Genomic DNA, 13,606 nt, shown 5'->3' with positions numbered 1-13,606 from the left:
GAATTTATACATTTTTATAACCATGAAAGGATTCAAAGAAAATTAAACAAGCTGACGCCGGTAGAGTACCGACGCCAGCTTTCAGCCTAGGGCTTTTTTCAATGTCTACAAAATGGGGGTTTGACCAGAAAAAGGCAGGGGGCATTTTTTTGCGTATTGGGGCTCATTGCTGTAGGCTTCAAAGCTTCGTATTCTCGGCGTGCGGCCAACGGATTCTGTATGGATTTTCGTATTGAATTCTCCCCAATTCGGCGAATTGGACAATTGTATACGAAAAATCGAATACATTTCCCTCATTTAGCGTTTTTCTGTCGATTCTATTCGAAATTTCGTACAGAATCCCGGCACGCATATCTCCACCGTTACCACCATGATTCACATCTCAAACGTTCCACCATGAAGCTCGTCTTCACCGCGCACCGCCCTACGCTCATCTCCACCGTACCACCATGAAGCTCGTCTTCATCTTCACCACGCACCGACCTTACGCTCATCTCAACCTTCCCACCATTACTCACATCTCCACTGTCCCAGCATGACGCTCATCTCCACCATTCCGCCATTACGCTCATCTCAATCGCCCCACCAAGGCTTCAATTAGCGATGCAGCCCGCTCAACTAAGCGAGAACCGCTGTCGATACTGTCGCGGCGACAGCCCTTCGAACTTGGCGAAGCAAGTGGCGAAATAAGCCGATTGGTTGAAGCCGACTTCTTCGGCGACGCGCGAGACGGACAGATCCGTCTGCAGCAGCAGCAGCTTAGCTTGCTGGATTCGGAACCGCAGCAGGTAGTCGAACGGCGAGCAGCCGAATTCGCGTTTCATACAGCGGGCGATGTAGACGGGGTGGAAGTTGATGCTCTCCCCGAGCGTCTGAGCCGTAATGTCCTCCCGGTAATGCTGGCGCAGGTAGGAGGCGGCTTTCTCGGCGCAGGCGAGCGCGGGCGTCGGCGATCTTGCCTCGACCGATGCGGACAGCAAGTCGACGACCTCCTGGAACACGAGCTGCTGCTTCCAGCGGACGCCGTGGATATGGTCGTTGATGCTCATCTGCGAGAGCTGCTGGAGCTTGCTCTCGAGCAAGGTCAGCTTGGCCGGCTTCGCGAATTGGGGAAGCCGCTTGACGAACGGACGCGGCGCGAATTGCTCGGCGACCGGCACGGGCTCCGCCGAGTCGTTCAGGCGGGCCGGGGCAAGCGGGTAGTCCGCGATCGACCAATCCCCCAGCGTACGGAAGTGAGCCCAATAATACTCCGTATCCTCCTCGCAAGCGCGGGTCGGGTAATGTTCGGCATCCGGCCGCAGAATGAGCATATGACCCGCCCGAACCTCGTAGTGCCGGTCTTCCTCCCCCATGTAGAGACAGCCTTTCACCACGACGATAAGATCGAAGACGCCAATCGCCCTTCGGCTCGGGTGTTTACGTCCCGGCGGCATAACGGTATGCCCGCCGATCATGTAGTGGGGAAGGGGCGGAACCGTTAGCTCGATGATGCTCATAACTGGCTTAGCCTCCTTGGATGAGAGGTTGGAATAGTGAAAGTTTCGGTTGAAAAAATGAACCACTTTTTTCAGTATACCATCTATAATGCAAGAAGACATCGAGCGAATCGGGAGCGGATCTTCGGTCCCAACTGGAGGATTGGTCATGAAAGGAAATGCCAAAAAACTAACCTTATGGGCGCTCGCCTGGCCCATTTTCATCGAGCTGTTCCTTCAGTTTATGCTCGGAGCGGCAGATACGTTGATGGTCAGCCGCATATCGGACGACGCGGTCGCGGTCGTCGGGTTTTCCAATCAATTGTTTTCGGCCGTGATGACGCTGTTCGTGACGGTAGCCAGCGGCGCGGGCATTCTGATCGCGCAGAAGCTCGGGGCGAGAAAAGGCGAGGATGCCCGGCGGATCGGCATCATGTCGCTGACGGTCAGCGGCGGCATCGGACTTGCGATCAGCTTGGTGCTTTATTTGTTCCCGCGGCCGATCTCGGCCTGGCTTCAGCTGCCCGCCGAGCTGCTTCCGCTTGCGGAGACGTACGTGTCGGTCGTTGGGGGAGGCATGGTGCTGGTCGCGCTTATGTCGGCCCTTAGCACGGCGATCCGCAACACCGGCAACACGAAAGGTCCCATGTATATCGCCATCGGTATGAACGTCATCCATGTGGCGCTTAACTATGCGTTTATTTTCGGAGCGTGGGGTTTCCCGAAATGGGGACTGCTCGGCGTCGCCCTGTCCACGGTCATCTGCAGGCTGCTAGCGGTCGTCGTGCTGCTGTTCATGTTCCTGCATGCGTTCGAGCGGCGGATCTCGCTGCGCGACTTCAAGCTGTTCGACCGCGGACTGTTCGGTGAAGTGATGCGCATCGGATGGCCGCTTGGCGTCAACATGTCCTGCTGGGTGTTCTCGCAGCTGGCGATATTCTCCTACATCGCGATGATCGGTTCGACGGAGCTGGCTGCGCGCACCTATATGAACACGCTGGAGTCTTTCTGCTTCATGCTCGGCTACTCCATCGCTTTGGCGCTTCAGATCCAGATCGCCCATCTCTTCGGCGCAGGCCGAACGAAGGAGGCCTACCGGACGGCGTATCGCGCGCTCGGCATCGGTCTTGCGCTTGTCATGGTAAACGCGGCCGTCATTTATCTGGTTGGCAAGCCGGTGCTCGGGTTATTCACGCAGGATCCCGCGATCATCGCGTTCGGGGTATCGCTTCTCGGACTCAATATTTTGCTCCAGCCCGGAAAAATGATGAATATGGCCCTCCAGAACGCCCTGAACGCGGTTGGCGACACCCGGTTTACGATGTGGGTTTCCCTCGGTTCGTTATCGATCGTGGCATCCGGCGTCTCCTATTGGTTCGGCATCGGGCTGGGCTGGGGGCTGACCGGCATCTACGTCGCGATGATCATGGACGAATACATCCGGGGAGCGTTATCGCTGATGAGATGGCGGGGGCGGAAAAAGCTGCGGGAAGCCGGCGGCGACATGGCGGAAGAGGCCGCTGTCGTAAGAAGCGTTCGTCATGAAGGGGCGCTTGACGTATAATGGCATGAAGGGAGAGCCGGTCCTGTGCATTGCGCAAAAAGCCAAGAGCCAAGAGCCAAGAGCTCGGGGCCTTCTCCGCAGGCACGCAAGGAAAGGGATGGACATCGATGGCAAGCAAATTGCTTATGAACGAACAAATCAAAAGCTCCGAGGTACTGCTGACCGGGTTGAACGGCGAGTCGTTAGGCGTGTTATCGCGCGCGGAAGCGCTGGCAACGGCGAAGGAGCTGAAGGCGGATCTGGTCTGCAATTCTCTGATGAGCAGCCCGCCTCCCTGCAAGCTGGTCAGCCGGGGCGCGGCCAAAGCCGAAAGAGATCGGGAGAGCAAGGAAGCCAGACTGAAGGAGCAGCCGGGCAAAGTGAAGGAGCTTAGGCTGACTCCGGATATCGAGGAGCATGATTACGATACGAAGCTGCGGCAGGCCGCCAAGCTGCTGGAAGCGGGCAACCGCGTGCTGTTCGTCGTCCGCGTCTCCGGCAAGGAAGGCGCCAAGGCGAAATCGCTGCTGGAACGCATGATCGCCGATCTGGCGGGAAGCGGGAAGAAGGCGACGGGCATTCAGCTCAGCGGCAAGCAGGCGGCGGTGGAGATGCTGCCCGCGTAAGGGTGCTTGACTCCGGTCGGCTGTGGCGATCGGCGGTACATGACCGCAGGCCCGTCGGCGCACGCCTGCGTACGCCTTATTCGGCGTTACATCAAGGGGCGCGCGATGCTCGCCGGTACCCGCGGATGCGTCGCAGGCTGACGATGCAGGCCCGATAACCGTTGCTCGGCCGCTGTTTTCTTGTTACACTGACCTCAGGCAAGGCAAGAAGAAGGATCGTTCGAATGAACTTACGAGGTTTAGACATCGGGGGACATGTTCGAAGACGGTCCTTTTGCTTTTTTTTCGATCGAGGGAAGAGGGGCGAGCGCATGGGAAAAACGTTGCATACGGGGCGCATCAAGTTGCCGAAAAGGCCGGACCCGGGGCTGTGGGTCAGCAAACGCCCGTTCGGATTGGGGAAGATCAAGCCGCATCACATCCGGGATACGATGAAGGCGGCATGGGATAATCGGGACAATCTTGCATACGCTTACAGAATTTTGACCGAAGGGGTATGCGACGGTTGCGCGCTTGGCGTATCCGGCTTGTACGACCAGACGCTCGAAGGGCCGCATGTCTGCACGACGCGGCTAAACGTGCTGCGCCTGAATACGATGCCGGGCATGGCGGAGCGGTGGCTGCATGCGGATATCGGCGAGCTGCGCAAGCTGAGCAGCGCGGAACTGCGCCAGCTCGGCCGCTTGCCTTATCCGATGATGCGAAGCAAAGGCGAGGCGCGGTTCCGCAGGGTATCCTGGGATGACGCGTTGTCGCGCATAGCCGAAAAGGCGCGCGCCGTCGATCCGAAGTCGATCGCCTTCTACCTGACCGGCCGCGGCATTACGAATGAAACGTATTACGCGGCGGCGAAGGCTGCCCGGTGGATCGGCACGAACAACATCGACAACGCTTCCCGCATTTGCCACTCGCCTTCCAAGACAGCGCTGAAGCGCTCGATCGGGGTCGGAGCGTCCACCTGCAGCTACAAGGATTGGATCGGAACGGACGTGCTCGTGTTCTGGGGAAGCGTGGCGGCGAACAACCAGCCCGTCTCGACCAAATACATGTACGCGGCGAAACGCCGGGGGACGCGGATCATCGTGGTGAACCCATACCGGGAGCCGGCGATGGACGGGTACTGGATTCCGTCGATCCCGGAGTCCGCGTTGTTCGGGACGAAGCTGGCCGACGATTTCTATCAAGTGAACATCGGCGGGGATATCGCCTTCATGCACGGCGTGATGAAGACATGGTTCGAGATGGAGGAGGCGTTGCCCGGCTCCGCGATCGACCATGATTTCGTGGCGTGCCACGTTCACGGGTACGAGGAGCTGAAGGCTCATGCGACGCGACAGACGTGGGAGCAGCTTGAATCCTCCTCCGGCCTCCCGAGGGAGCGGATGCGCGAGTTCGCCGAGCTGCTGGCGGCAGCGAAAAGCGGCGTGTTCGTATGGAGCATGGGGCTGACGCAGCACCGGTTCGGCACGGACAATATTTCGCAGGTTGCCAATCTGGCGCTGCTGCGCGGCTTTCTGGGACGGGAGCATTGCGGCCTGATGCCGATTCGCGGACATAGCGGGGTACAGGGCTCCGGCGAGATGGGCGCCGATCCGTTCAGCCTGCCGGGCGGCGAATTCGCGCCAGAAGAAGCCGACCGGTTGAAGCGACTCTGGGGCTTCGCGCCGCCGGCTTGGCAAGGCGACATCGTCGGCGTTTCGCTGGAGAACGCGCTACTGCCGGAGGGACACGAACGGAAGCTTAAGCTTTTCTATACGTCGGGCGGGAACTTCCTCGAGACGATGCCTGATCCCGATGCCATTCGCGCGAGCTTGGAGGCGGTAGAGCTGCGCGTTCATCAGGATATCGTGCTGAACAGTTCGGCGCTGCTGGATGCGAGGGAGGATGTTATTCTGCTGCCTGCGATGACGAGGTACGAGCAGCCGGGCGGCGGCACGTCGACGTCTACGGAGCGGATGGTCTACTATTCGCCCGAAATTCGCGGACCGCGCATCGGAGAAGCGAGGGCGGAGTGGGATATTTTCGGCGAGCTGGCGTCTCGGGTTCGTCCGGATGGGTCGGAAGCCGCACGGGTCTGGTTTAAGGATGCGGGTTCGATCCGGGCAGAAATCGCGGAAGCGGCTCCTTATTATAAAGGAATCGAGAGGCTGGGAGAGCGGGGTGACGTGTTCCAATGGGGCGGCGCATGGCTGTGCGAGGGCGGCGAATGCCCCACGAAAGATGGCAAAGCGAACCTGATCGCCGTGGAGCTGCCGGAGCTTCGCAAGGCGGAAGGGCGGTTCTACGCGACGACCAGACGGGGGAAGCAGTTCAACTCCATGATTTACGGAGAGAAGGACAGCTTTAACGCGGCCGACCGTTACGACGTGCTGATCCATCCGGAGGACGCGGCGGGTCTGGCCATCCGTGAAGGCGATGCGATCGTCGTCTATAACAGGGGAGGCGTCTTCCACGGGAGGGCGAAGCTTGCGCCGGTTGCCCCGGGCAATATCGAGCTGTTCTGGCCGGAAGGCAATGTGTTGTTCGCCGCGGGTAATTACGAGCCTCACGCGGGCATTCCGGAATATAACGCTTCGGTCGCGGTGGAGCGGGCCGATGTCTTTCATGCCCTTAAGGATTCCAAGTACGTGGAGAGCCGGATCGCGGATCTGGATATCGAGGCGCCGGAATAGGCGGGGAGAGGGGCGATGCGGCATGGAGAAAGAGCGGAGCAACCGGACGACCTGGCAAACGCTGCACGTCGACGAAGACGGCGGCTGCCATGAACTGGAGGACGAGATCGCGACCGAGTTCGCGCTTACCGTCCGGTTGAACGGCGAAGAGTTCGGCACGTTCGTCTGTTCGCCGACCCATTTGGAGGAGCTGGTTTACGGGTTTTTGGCATCCGAAGGCGCAATCCGGTCGGCATCCCAGGTTAAGAAACTAACGATCGATTCAGATCGAGGATATGCGTACGCGGAGCTGAACGGCGAGCCTTCCGTCGCGAAAGAGCGGTCGTCCAAGCGGTTTATCGGGTCTTGCTGCGGGAAGAGCAGGCAGTTTTATTTTCACGGGGATATGTTGACCGCAAGGACGGTCATGAGCCGGATCACGGTGACGGCCGAGCAGTGTTGGTCGTTGATGAAGCAGCTGCAGGATAGCTCGGTAGACTTCCTAAGCACGGGCGGCGTCCACAATGCGGCGTTATGCACGCCCGATGAGATGCTCGCGGTCCGGACGGACATCGGCAGACACAACGCGCTTGATAAGCTGTACGGCTACAGCTTGCTGGGGAACGAGAGGATGGGGGATAAGCTGATCGCGTTCAGCGGCAGATTGTCTTCCGAGGTCGTGTTGAAGGCGGCCAAAATGGGCTGCGGCATCCTGCTCAGCAAGTCCGCTCCGACCGATCTCGCGCTCAATCTGGCAGAAGAGCTTGGCATCACTTGCGTCGGATTCATCAGGGGAAAGCGGCTCAGCGTATATACGCACCGGGAACGTTTGATTATAAGCAATGGAACGTCTTGACAGGTCGAACCCGCTGGGTCAAAATGCAAAGAGATGAACCCGTTCCAGTGCCAAATAGACAGAGGTTCAAGAACAGGAGACTAGGAAACTGCCATGCTGCGTCGTTTTTTTTCGTATTACAAACCTTACAAGAGGTTGTTTTTCCTTGATTTTATCTGCGCCGTGCTGCTTGCCGTGCTTGAGCTTGGCTTCCCGCTCGCCGTAGGTTACGTCGTGAACACGCTGCTCCCGGACGAGAACTGGGGATTGATCGTCACCGCGAGCGCGGTCCTGCTGCTTATTTATGTCATTAATACATTGCTGAGTTATATCGTCACCTATTGGGGGCATATGCTCGGCATTAACATCGAGACGGACATGCGCCGCGCGTTGTTCGACCACGTGCAGAAGCTGTCGTTCCGGTTTTTCGATAATACGAAGACCGGCCACCTGATCTCCCGCATGACGAACGACTTGTTCGAAATCGGCGAGGTGGCGCATCACGGCCCGGAGGATATGTTCATTGCGGCGATGACGCTGGTCGGCGCGTTCGGCATCATGCTGTACATCCATCCGATGCTGGCGCTCATGACGTTCATCATCGTGCCGATCATTATCTGGCTCGTGCTTTATTTCAACGGACGCATGACCAAAGCGGCGAATCGCCTGTTCAGCGACATGGCTGACTTCAACGCGCGAGTCGAAGATACGGTCGGCGGGATTCGCGTCGTTCAAGCTTTCGCGAACGAGAAACACGAAGGCAAACTATTTAAGGGCAATAACCTGCGGTTCCGCGAAGCGAAGCTGATTTCGTACAAAATCATCGGCATGAACGCCTCCGTCTCTTACATGCTGATGCGGATCGTTTCGCTGTTCGTGCTTATCGCGGGCGCCTATTTCGTCATTACGAAAGACATGTCTTACGGCGACTTCATCACGTTCGTGCTGCTGACCAATATTTTCTTCAAGCCGATTGAGAAAATTAACGCCGTTATCGAAAGTTATCCGAAAGGCATTGCCGGCTTCAAGCGTTATATCGAACTGATGGATACGGAGCCCGACGTGGCGGATGCACCGAATGCCGTTACGGTTGATCGCCTTCGCGGCGATATTCGCTACCAGAACGTTACGTTTGGCTACGAAGGCGAGTCGAAGGTGCTTAACGGCATTAACCTGACGATTCGCGCCGGAGAAACGATTGCGTTCGTCGGTCCTTCCGGTGCCGGCAAAACGACGCTTTGCAGCCTGCTTCCGCGCTTCTACGAAATCCAGAACGGCAGCATCACCGTCGACGGTCACGATATCCGCGGCCTGAAGCTGGAGTCGCTCCGCAAGAGCATCGGTCTCGTACAGCAGGACGTGTTCCTGTTCGCGGGCACGATCCGCGAGAATATCGCCTACGGCAAGCTCGGGGCGAGCGACGAGGAAATTATGGAGGCGGCCCGCCGGGCAAGGCTTGAAGCGTTCATTACGTCGCTTCCGGATGGACTCGCGACGGTCGTCGGAGAACGCGGCGTGAAGCTGTCCGGCGGACAGAAGCAGCGACTCGCGATCGCGCGGATGTTCCTGAAGAATCCGCCGATCCTGATCCTGGACGAAGCGACTTCAGCGCTCGATACCGAGACGGAGCAGGCGATCCAGCAATCGCTGGCCGAGCTGTCCGTCGGCCGTACGACGCTCGTCATCGCGCATAGGCTCGCGACGATCAAGAACGCCGACCGGATCATCGTCGTGACCGAAGACGGCATCAGCGAGCAAGGCCGTCACGAGGAGCTCGTCGCATCCGGCGGCATCTATAGCCGCTTGCACGAAGCGCAATTCGGCCGCGCGTAGGACTCGAGTAAGCGCTGTGCTGCTGCTGGCGCTTGGCGATGCGCGGCATAGAGAAGGGTAGTCCCCGGAGGGGAACAAGCAGAGTGGTATAGAGAAGGGCAGTCCCCAGTGGGGAACAAGCTAATGCTTGCTCCCGCGGGAACTGCCCTTTTTTGTTGTGCTCTGCGCATGCGTCACGCCTGTTTGGCGGAAATAGGTACGCGAGGCGAATCTAAATTACTCAGAGGTGCTCGTATGGCGGTAATAGGTACACGAGGCGAATCTAAATTGCTCGGAGAAGCTCATTCGGCGGATTTAGGTTCGCGAAACGGACCTACAGCGCGTCGAGCGCCGCCGCCAGCCGCTGCAGGTCCGCGAAACGGACCTGCAGCGCGCCAAGCGCCGCCTTCAGCCTTACCCTTCGGCCGGCTGGCGCTTGCGCTCCTTGGACGGCTTCGGTTTTTCCCACTTGAACACCTTGTTAAGCCCATTAAAGATGAGCTTCGATTCCTTCGTAAGCAGAGGGCCGAGGATCGCCAGAATGAGCACGTAAAGCGCGGCGAACGGCTGGAGTTTCTCGTCCAGGTTGGCAGCTAGTCCAACGTTTGCGACGATGATCGAGAACTCGCCGCGCGAGACGATCGTAAGGCCGATGTTGGACGAAGCTTTCGGCGACAGTCCGGCGCTCTTGCCCGCGAGCATGCCGGCGACGAAGTTGCCGAGCAGCGTGACGCCTACGGCGCCAAGCGTCAGCCAGACGGCGCCTCCCAGCTTATGCGGCTCGATGGTGAGGCCGAAGCTGAAGAAGAACAGCGCGCCGAAGAAGTCGCGGAACGGCAGGATGAGATGCTCGATCCGCTTCATGTGGTTCGTCTCCGCAAGCACGAGGCCGAACAGCAGCGCGCCGATCGCCTCCGCGACGTGGATCGTTTCTCCAAGGCCAGCGACGAAGAACAACAAGCCGAAAATAAGTAGAATGAACAGCTCGTTCGAACGAATGTCGAGCAGCTTGTTGAGCAGCGGAGCGGCTTTGCGCCCGATGATCAAGAACAGAAGCATGAATCCGAGGGCGTAGGAAGCGGACAGCAACACGCCGCCGAGCGACGATTGATCGCTGAGCACGAGCCCGGATAGGACGGACAAGTACACCGCTAGGAAAATATCCTCGTACATGATGATGCCTAGAATCATTTCCGTCTCGGCATTGGCGGTGCGCTTGAGGTCGACCAGCACTTTCGCGACGATCGCGCTAGAGGAGATGGTCGTAATGCCGGCGAGCACCATGGTCTCGGCGAACGGGAATCCGGTGGCGAAGCCGTAGATCAAACCAAGCGAAAAATTAATGAAAATATAGATGGTTCCGCCAACGGCGATGTTGCGGCCCGACTTGATGAGCCGGCCGACGGAAAATTCCAGACCGAGGTAGAACAGCAGAAATAGAACCCCGAGCCGACCCAAAAAATGGATCGTCTCCGCGCTTTCGACGAAGGTAAAATCAAGTACGCCGATTTTAGGAGCATGGGGCCCGACTGCCATACCAATCAGAATGTAGAAAGGGATAACGGAGAAACGGATTCTCGCTGCCAACAATCCGACTAGGGCAATCAATATGACGGCTAAGCCGATCTCAAGCACCATGTGGTCCATCGTTATCGTCTCCCGGTCTGCAGCATCGCCTTCAGCAATTTAAGCTGCTGACGCTCGCCGGCCACGATTAACGTCGTATCCGCCTTGAACCTGTAGTCCGGTCCGGGATTAATGTGTTTGGCATCCTTCTCGACCGCGGCGATGATCGTCGTGCCCGTCGTCTGCCGGATATCGGCTTCGCCGATCGTAAGCCCGATGCAGGAAGCGCCCGGTTCGACCTTGAACCATTCGATCGTCAGATCGTCAAGAGCGACCTCGATCGTCTCCAGCGCCTTTGGCTTGTAAGTCATGCCTCCGATGATCGCCGCCATTTGGCGGGCTTCCTCGTCCTCCAGCGTGACCATGGAGATGCTGTCGTCCGGGTCGTCATAGTCGAAGTGGTACAGCTCGCGCCGCCCGTCATCGTGGATAATTACGACAAACTTGTCGCCGCTTCTGGTCATGATTTGATACTTCTTGCCGATGCCCGGCAAATCCGATTCTCTGATGTTCATGTTGTGTTCCTCCTTAAGTTGTAGATTGAAACGTTGCCCGGAATGAAGGATAGGAGGAATCCACGTACATGCACGAAAATTTGAGCGGCAGCAGCAGCGACGACTTCAACCTTTGCCGGAATGGTGTCTGGAAAATCGACGCTCGCGCCGCGAGAATATAGATGATTAATAGACTGACGGCAGCCGCAAGCACGTCGGGGCTGTTCGGCAGCAAGGCGTTCGTATCGGAAGGGTGCTTCCCCGGAAACGAAGAGTGGGAGGCATGAGAGACGGCCGATTGCGGCGTTTTACTTACGCTCGCTGTAAGCTCGAAGTTGTTGCCGGCTTGATAAGCAAAGGAAGCGGTAACGAGCAGCGCGAAGAGCAGCAAAAGCGCAAACGGCGTTTTCGGTTTTTCGTTGCGGGTATCGGATAACCCGGTTGCGTAGGTTAGGCGCGTGCGGAACATCTCTCGTCCTCCTTTCTTCGTTTCGTTAGTGACCCTGTATCGTGAATAAGATCATTACTCCATTATAGCCTAGCTTGACGCGAACATAAACTAATGGCGGCTTCCCAATATTACAATATAGAAGGTTTATCTTGAAGCGAGGTCAAAAAAGCGAAGAGAGCGGCTCCGCTGAGGGATGCCGCTCTCTTTCATGTCATGGTGGTCGATTCGTAAACTGCCGTTTATGGCAAAATAATTTTTTGACCCGGGAAGATGAGGTCCGGGTTCTTCAGCTTGTTCAGTTTCGCAAGCTCCTGCCAGGTCGTGCCGAACTTCCGGCCAATCGCCCATAACGTGTCGCCTTTCTTCACGACGTACACCTTTGGCGCCGGCTCCGGCTCCGGCTTTGGTTCCGGCTTCGGCTCGGGTTTCGGCTCCGGCTTTGTCGCGCTCGGCAGCGATCCCTCGGCAATGCGGCCCTCCAGAACGGGCTTGGCGGAACCAAGTTCGTCGATGTAGGCGATCAGCGCCTCGTCCAGCGACCCGAACATGCCGGCCTGCGGGTGCTTGCCGAACATCGTGTATTCGTCGCCGCCGGCGGCCATGAAGTCGTTCGTCGCGAGCGTATACTCGGCGGCCGGATCGAGCTTCTTCCCGCCGATTAGAATCGAATGGACGCGGCTGCCTTTCTCGCCGGCCGGGTCGATCTTAAAGCTCATGCCGCCGACCTGAGGGAACGCGCCCTTCGGATTCGGGTAATCGGATACGCCGTTTTCCAGCGCGGCTTTAATGTCCGCTCCGGTTACCTTCAGCGTCACGATCTGGTTGCCGAACGGCAGCACTGTAATAATCTCGCCCTTCGTGATCGGGCCTTTGTCGATCGATGCGCGTATGCCGCCGCCGTTCGTAATGGCGACATTCGCTTTGGTGACGAACAGGAGGGCATCGGCGACAAGATTGCCGAGGTTGGTCTCTCCGGCGCGAACCTTCTCGCGGGCTCCCTCAAGCGTGATGCCCGCCGTGCCGACGACCTCGCTCAGCAGCTCGGCTTGTTCCGCCTGAATGTCCGCGATCAGCGCGCCCACCGCCTCGTTCGGCTCGATATCGGCCGTGCTCTCTGCGTTAAGCAGCTTCGCCTTCCGGGACGTCACGGCCCCGTCTTCGACCCATAGATCCACGACGCCGACATGCTGCGTATATTCGCCCGTGCTGACGATAAGCGTGCCGTTCTCGGCTTCGAGCCCTTCCTCAAGCACCGTATGGCTGTGGCCGTCCACGAAAATATCGATGCCTTCGACCTCGCTCGCGACCTTCAGACTCGTGTCGACGCTCGATTCGTCGACGCCGAGATGGCCGAGCGCGATAATAATATCCGCCTCGTCTTCAAGCTCGTCCACGATGGTCTGCGCCTCGGCGGCCGGATCGGTGAAGACAACGTTTTCGACGTTTTTGGGATGGGTTTTGTAGGCCGTCTCCGGAGTCGTTAAGCCGAATATGCCAACTTTCACTCCGTCCACTTCCTTAACGACATAAGGCTTGAAGAGCGGCTTTCCTTCCTTGTCCTTCACGTTGGCGCTAAGGACCGGGAACTTCATGCCTCCGGCAAGTTCAAGCAGACGATCAACGCCATAATTGAATTCATGGTTGCCCGGGGCCATGGCGTCGTAGCCCATCAGGTTCATCGCGTCCGCGACGCTCTTGCCGTCAACGAGCGTGGCGAAGGTCGTGCCGTGGATGGCATCCCCGGCATCAAGCACCAGCGTATTCGGGTTACTCGCCCTGTAGCTGTCGAAAATGCCGGCGAGTTTCGCAAATCCCAGTCCGTCTACCGCCCGCGCATGCATATCGTTCGTATGCAGCAAAGTAATGCGCGTTCCGGACGGTTCTTTCGTCGCGGCAGCCTCCTCCGCGGCCGCGCCGCCCGCCGTGCCGGCCAGCAAGGTCAAGCTAAGCGCGGCGGACATCATCCACTTCCATCTCTTGGCCATTTCTCCATCATCCCTTCATCGCTATGGGTATAGTCTGAAGCATCCGACAGGAACATATTCGGCAATATGGATAGGATATCCTGTGCTTCCATAACGAAAAAAGAG

The 13,606-nt window shown here is 58.1% G+C and carries 12 protein-coding genes; 6 read left to right on the top strand and 6 right to left on the bottom strand.

All coding sequences use genetic code 11. The annotated features are described in order from the left end of the window. The first annotated feature begins 6 nt into the window (after positions 1–6). Positions 7–90: an IS3 family transposase gene (locus tag RB620_RS27650; protein WP_308100063.1), complete on the top strand. Its 84-nt coding sequence runs from the start codon at positions 7–9 to the stop codon at positions 88–90. 524 nt (positions 91–614) lie between these two features. On the opposite strand, the gene RB620_RS27645 is transcribed toward RB620_RS27650, so the two are convergent. Next, positions 615–1,499, bottom strand: a complete 885-nt coding sequence (locus RB620_RS27645) for a helix-turn-helix transcriptional regulator (RefSeq protein ID WP_308100062.1) — start codon at positions 1,497–1,499, stop codon at positions 615–617. Between the two features lie 148 nt (positions 1,500–1,647). Between RB620_RS27645 and RB620_RS27640 the strand changes: the two genes are divergently transcribed. The 5 genes from RB620_RS27640 to RB620_RS27620 all read left to right on the top strand — a co-directional run bounded on the left by RB620_RS27640 (position 1,648) and on the right by RB620_RS27620 (position 8,966). Beyond that, positions 1,648–3,042 carry an MATE family efflux transporter gene (locus tag RB620_RS27640; protein WP_308100061.1) on the top strand — a complete coding sequence of 465 codons (1,395 nt, stop codon included), beginning with the start codon at positions 1,648–1,650 and terminating at the stop codon, positions 3,040–3,042. A 107-nt stretch (positions 3,043–3,149) separates the two neighbouring features. Further along, entirely contained in the window at positions 3,150–3,647 is a 498-nt protein-coding gene (infC, locus tag RB620_RS27635; protein WP_308100060.1) for a translation initiation factor IF-3, read from the top strand. Positions 3,648–3,958: 311 nt separating this feature from the next. Continuing rightward, positions 3,959–6,319: an FdhF/YdeP family oxidoreductase gene (locus RB620_RS27630; protein ID WP_308100059.1), complete on the top strand. Its 2,361-nt coding sequence runs from the start codon at positions 3,959–3,961 to the stop codon at positions 6,317–6,319. Between the two features lie 22 nt (positions 6,320–6,341). Next, a complete protein-coding gene (fdhD, locus tag RB620_RS27625; RefSeq protein WP_308100057.1) occupies positions 6,342–7,154 on the top strand; it encodes a formate dehydrogenase accessory sulfurtransferase FdhD in 813 nt (270 codons plus the stop codon). A 93-nt stretch (positions 7,155–7,247) separates the two neighbouring features. Further along, positions 7,248–8,966 (top strand): ABC transporter ATP-binding protein, encoded by a 1,719-nt coding sequence (locus RB620_RS27620; protein WP_308100055.1) that lies wholly within the window; start codon positions 7,248–7,250, stop codon positions 8,964–8,966. A gap of 313 nt (positions 8,967–9,279) precedes the next feature. Here the strand turns inward: RB620_RS27620 and RB620_RS27615 are convergent, their stop codons facing one another. The 5 genes from RB620_RS27615 to RB620_RS27595 all read right to left on the bottom strand — a co-directional run bounded on the left by RB620_RS27615 (position 9,280) and on the right by RB620_RS27595 (position 13,501). After that, positions 9,280–9,414 carry a hypothetical protein gene (locus tag RB620_RS27615; RefSeq protein ID WP_308100054.1) on the bottom strand — a complete coding sequence of 45 codons (135 nt, stop codon included), beginning with the start codon at positions 9,412–9,414 and terminating at the stop codon, positions 9,280–9,282. Continuing rightward, entirely contained in the window at positions 9,360–10,592 is a 1,233-nt protein-coding gene (locus tag RB620_RS27610) for a cation:proton antiporter (protein ID WP_308100053.1), read from the bottom strand. Before RB620_RS27610 ends, RB620_RS27615 begins: the two co-directional genes overlap by 55 nt. Before the next feature lie 2 nt (positions 10,593–10,594). Then, positions 10,595–11,086, bottom strand: a complete 492-nt coding sequence (locus tag RB620_RS27605; RefSeq protein WP_308100051.1) for a cation:proton antiporter regulatory subunit — start codon at positions 11,084–11,086, stop codon at positions 10,595–10,597. 13 nt (positions 11,087–11,099) lie between these two features. After that, positions 11,100–11,534 (bottom strand): hypothetical protein, encoded by a 435-nt coding sequence (locus tag RB620_RS27600; RefSeq protein ID WP_308100049.1) that lies wholly within the window; start codon positions 11,532–11,534, stop codon positions 11,100–11,102. Between the two features lie 221 nt (positions 11,535–11,755). Continuing rightward, positions 11,756–13,501, bottom strand: a complete 1,746-nt coding sequence (locus tag RB620_RS27595; RefSeq protein WP_308100047.1) for a 5'-nucleotidase C-terminal domain-containing protein — start codon at positions 13,499–13,501, stop codon at positions 11,756–11,758. Between the last annotated feature and the right edge of the window lie 105 nt (positions 13,502–13,606).

Source organism: Paenibacillus sp. LHD-117 (assembly GCF_030929555.1).
GTDB lineage: Bacteria > Bacillota > Bacilli > Paenibacillales > Paenibacillaceae > Pristimantibacillus.
Note: the sequence above shows the minus strand (reverse complement) of the source record. Positions and strands in the feature narration are given on the sequence as shown.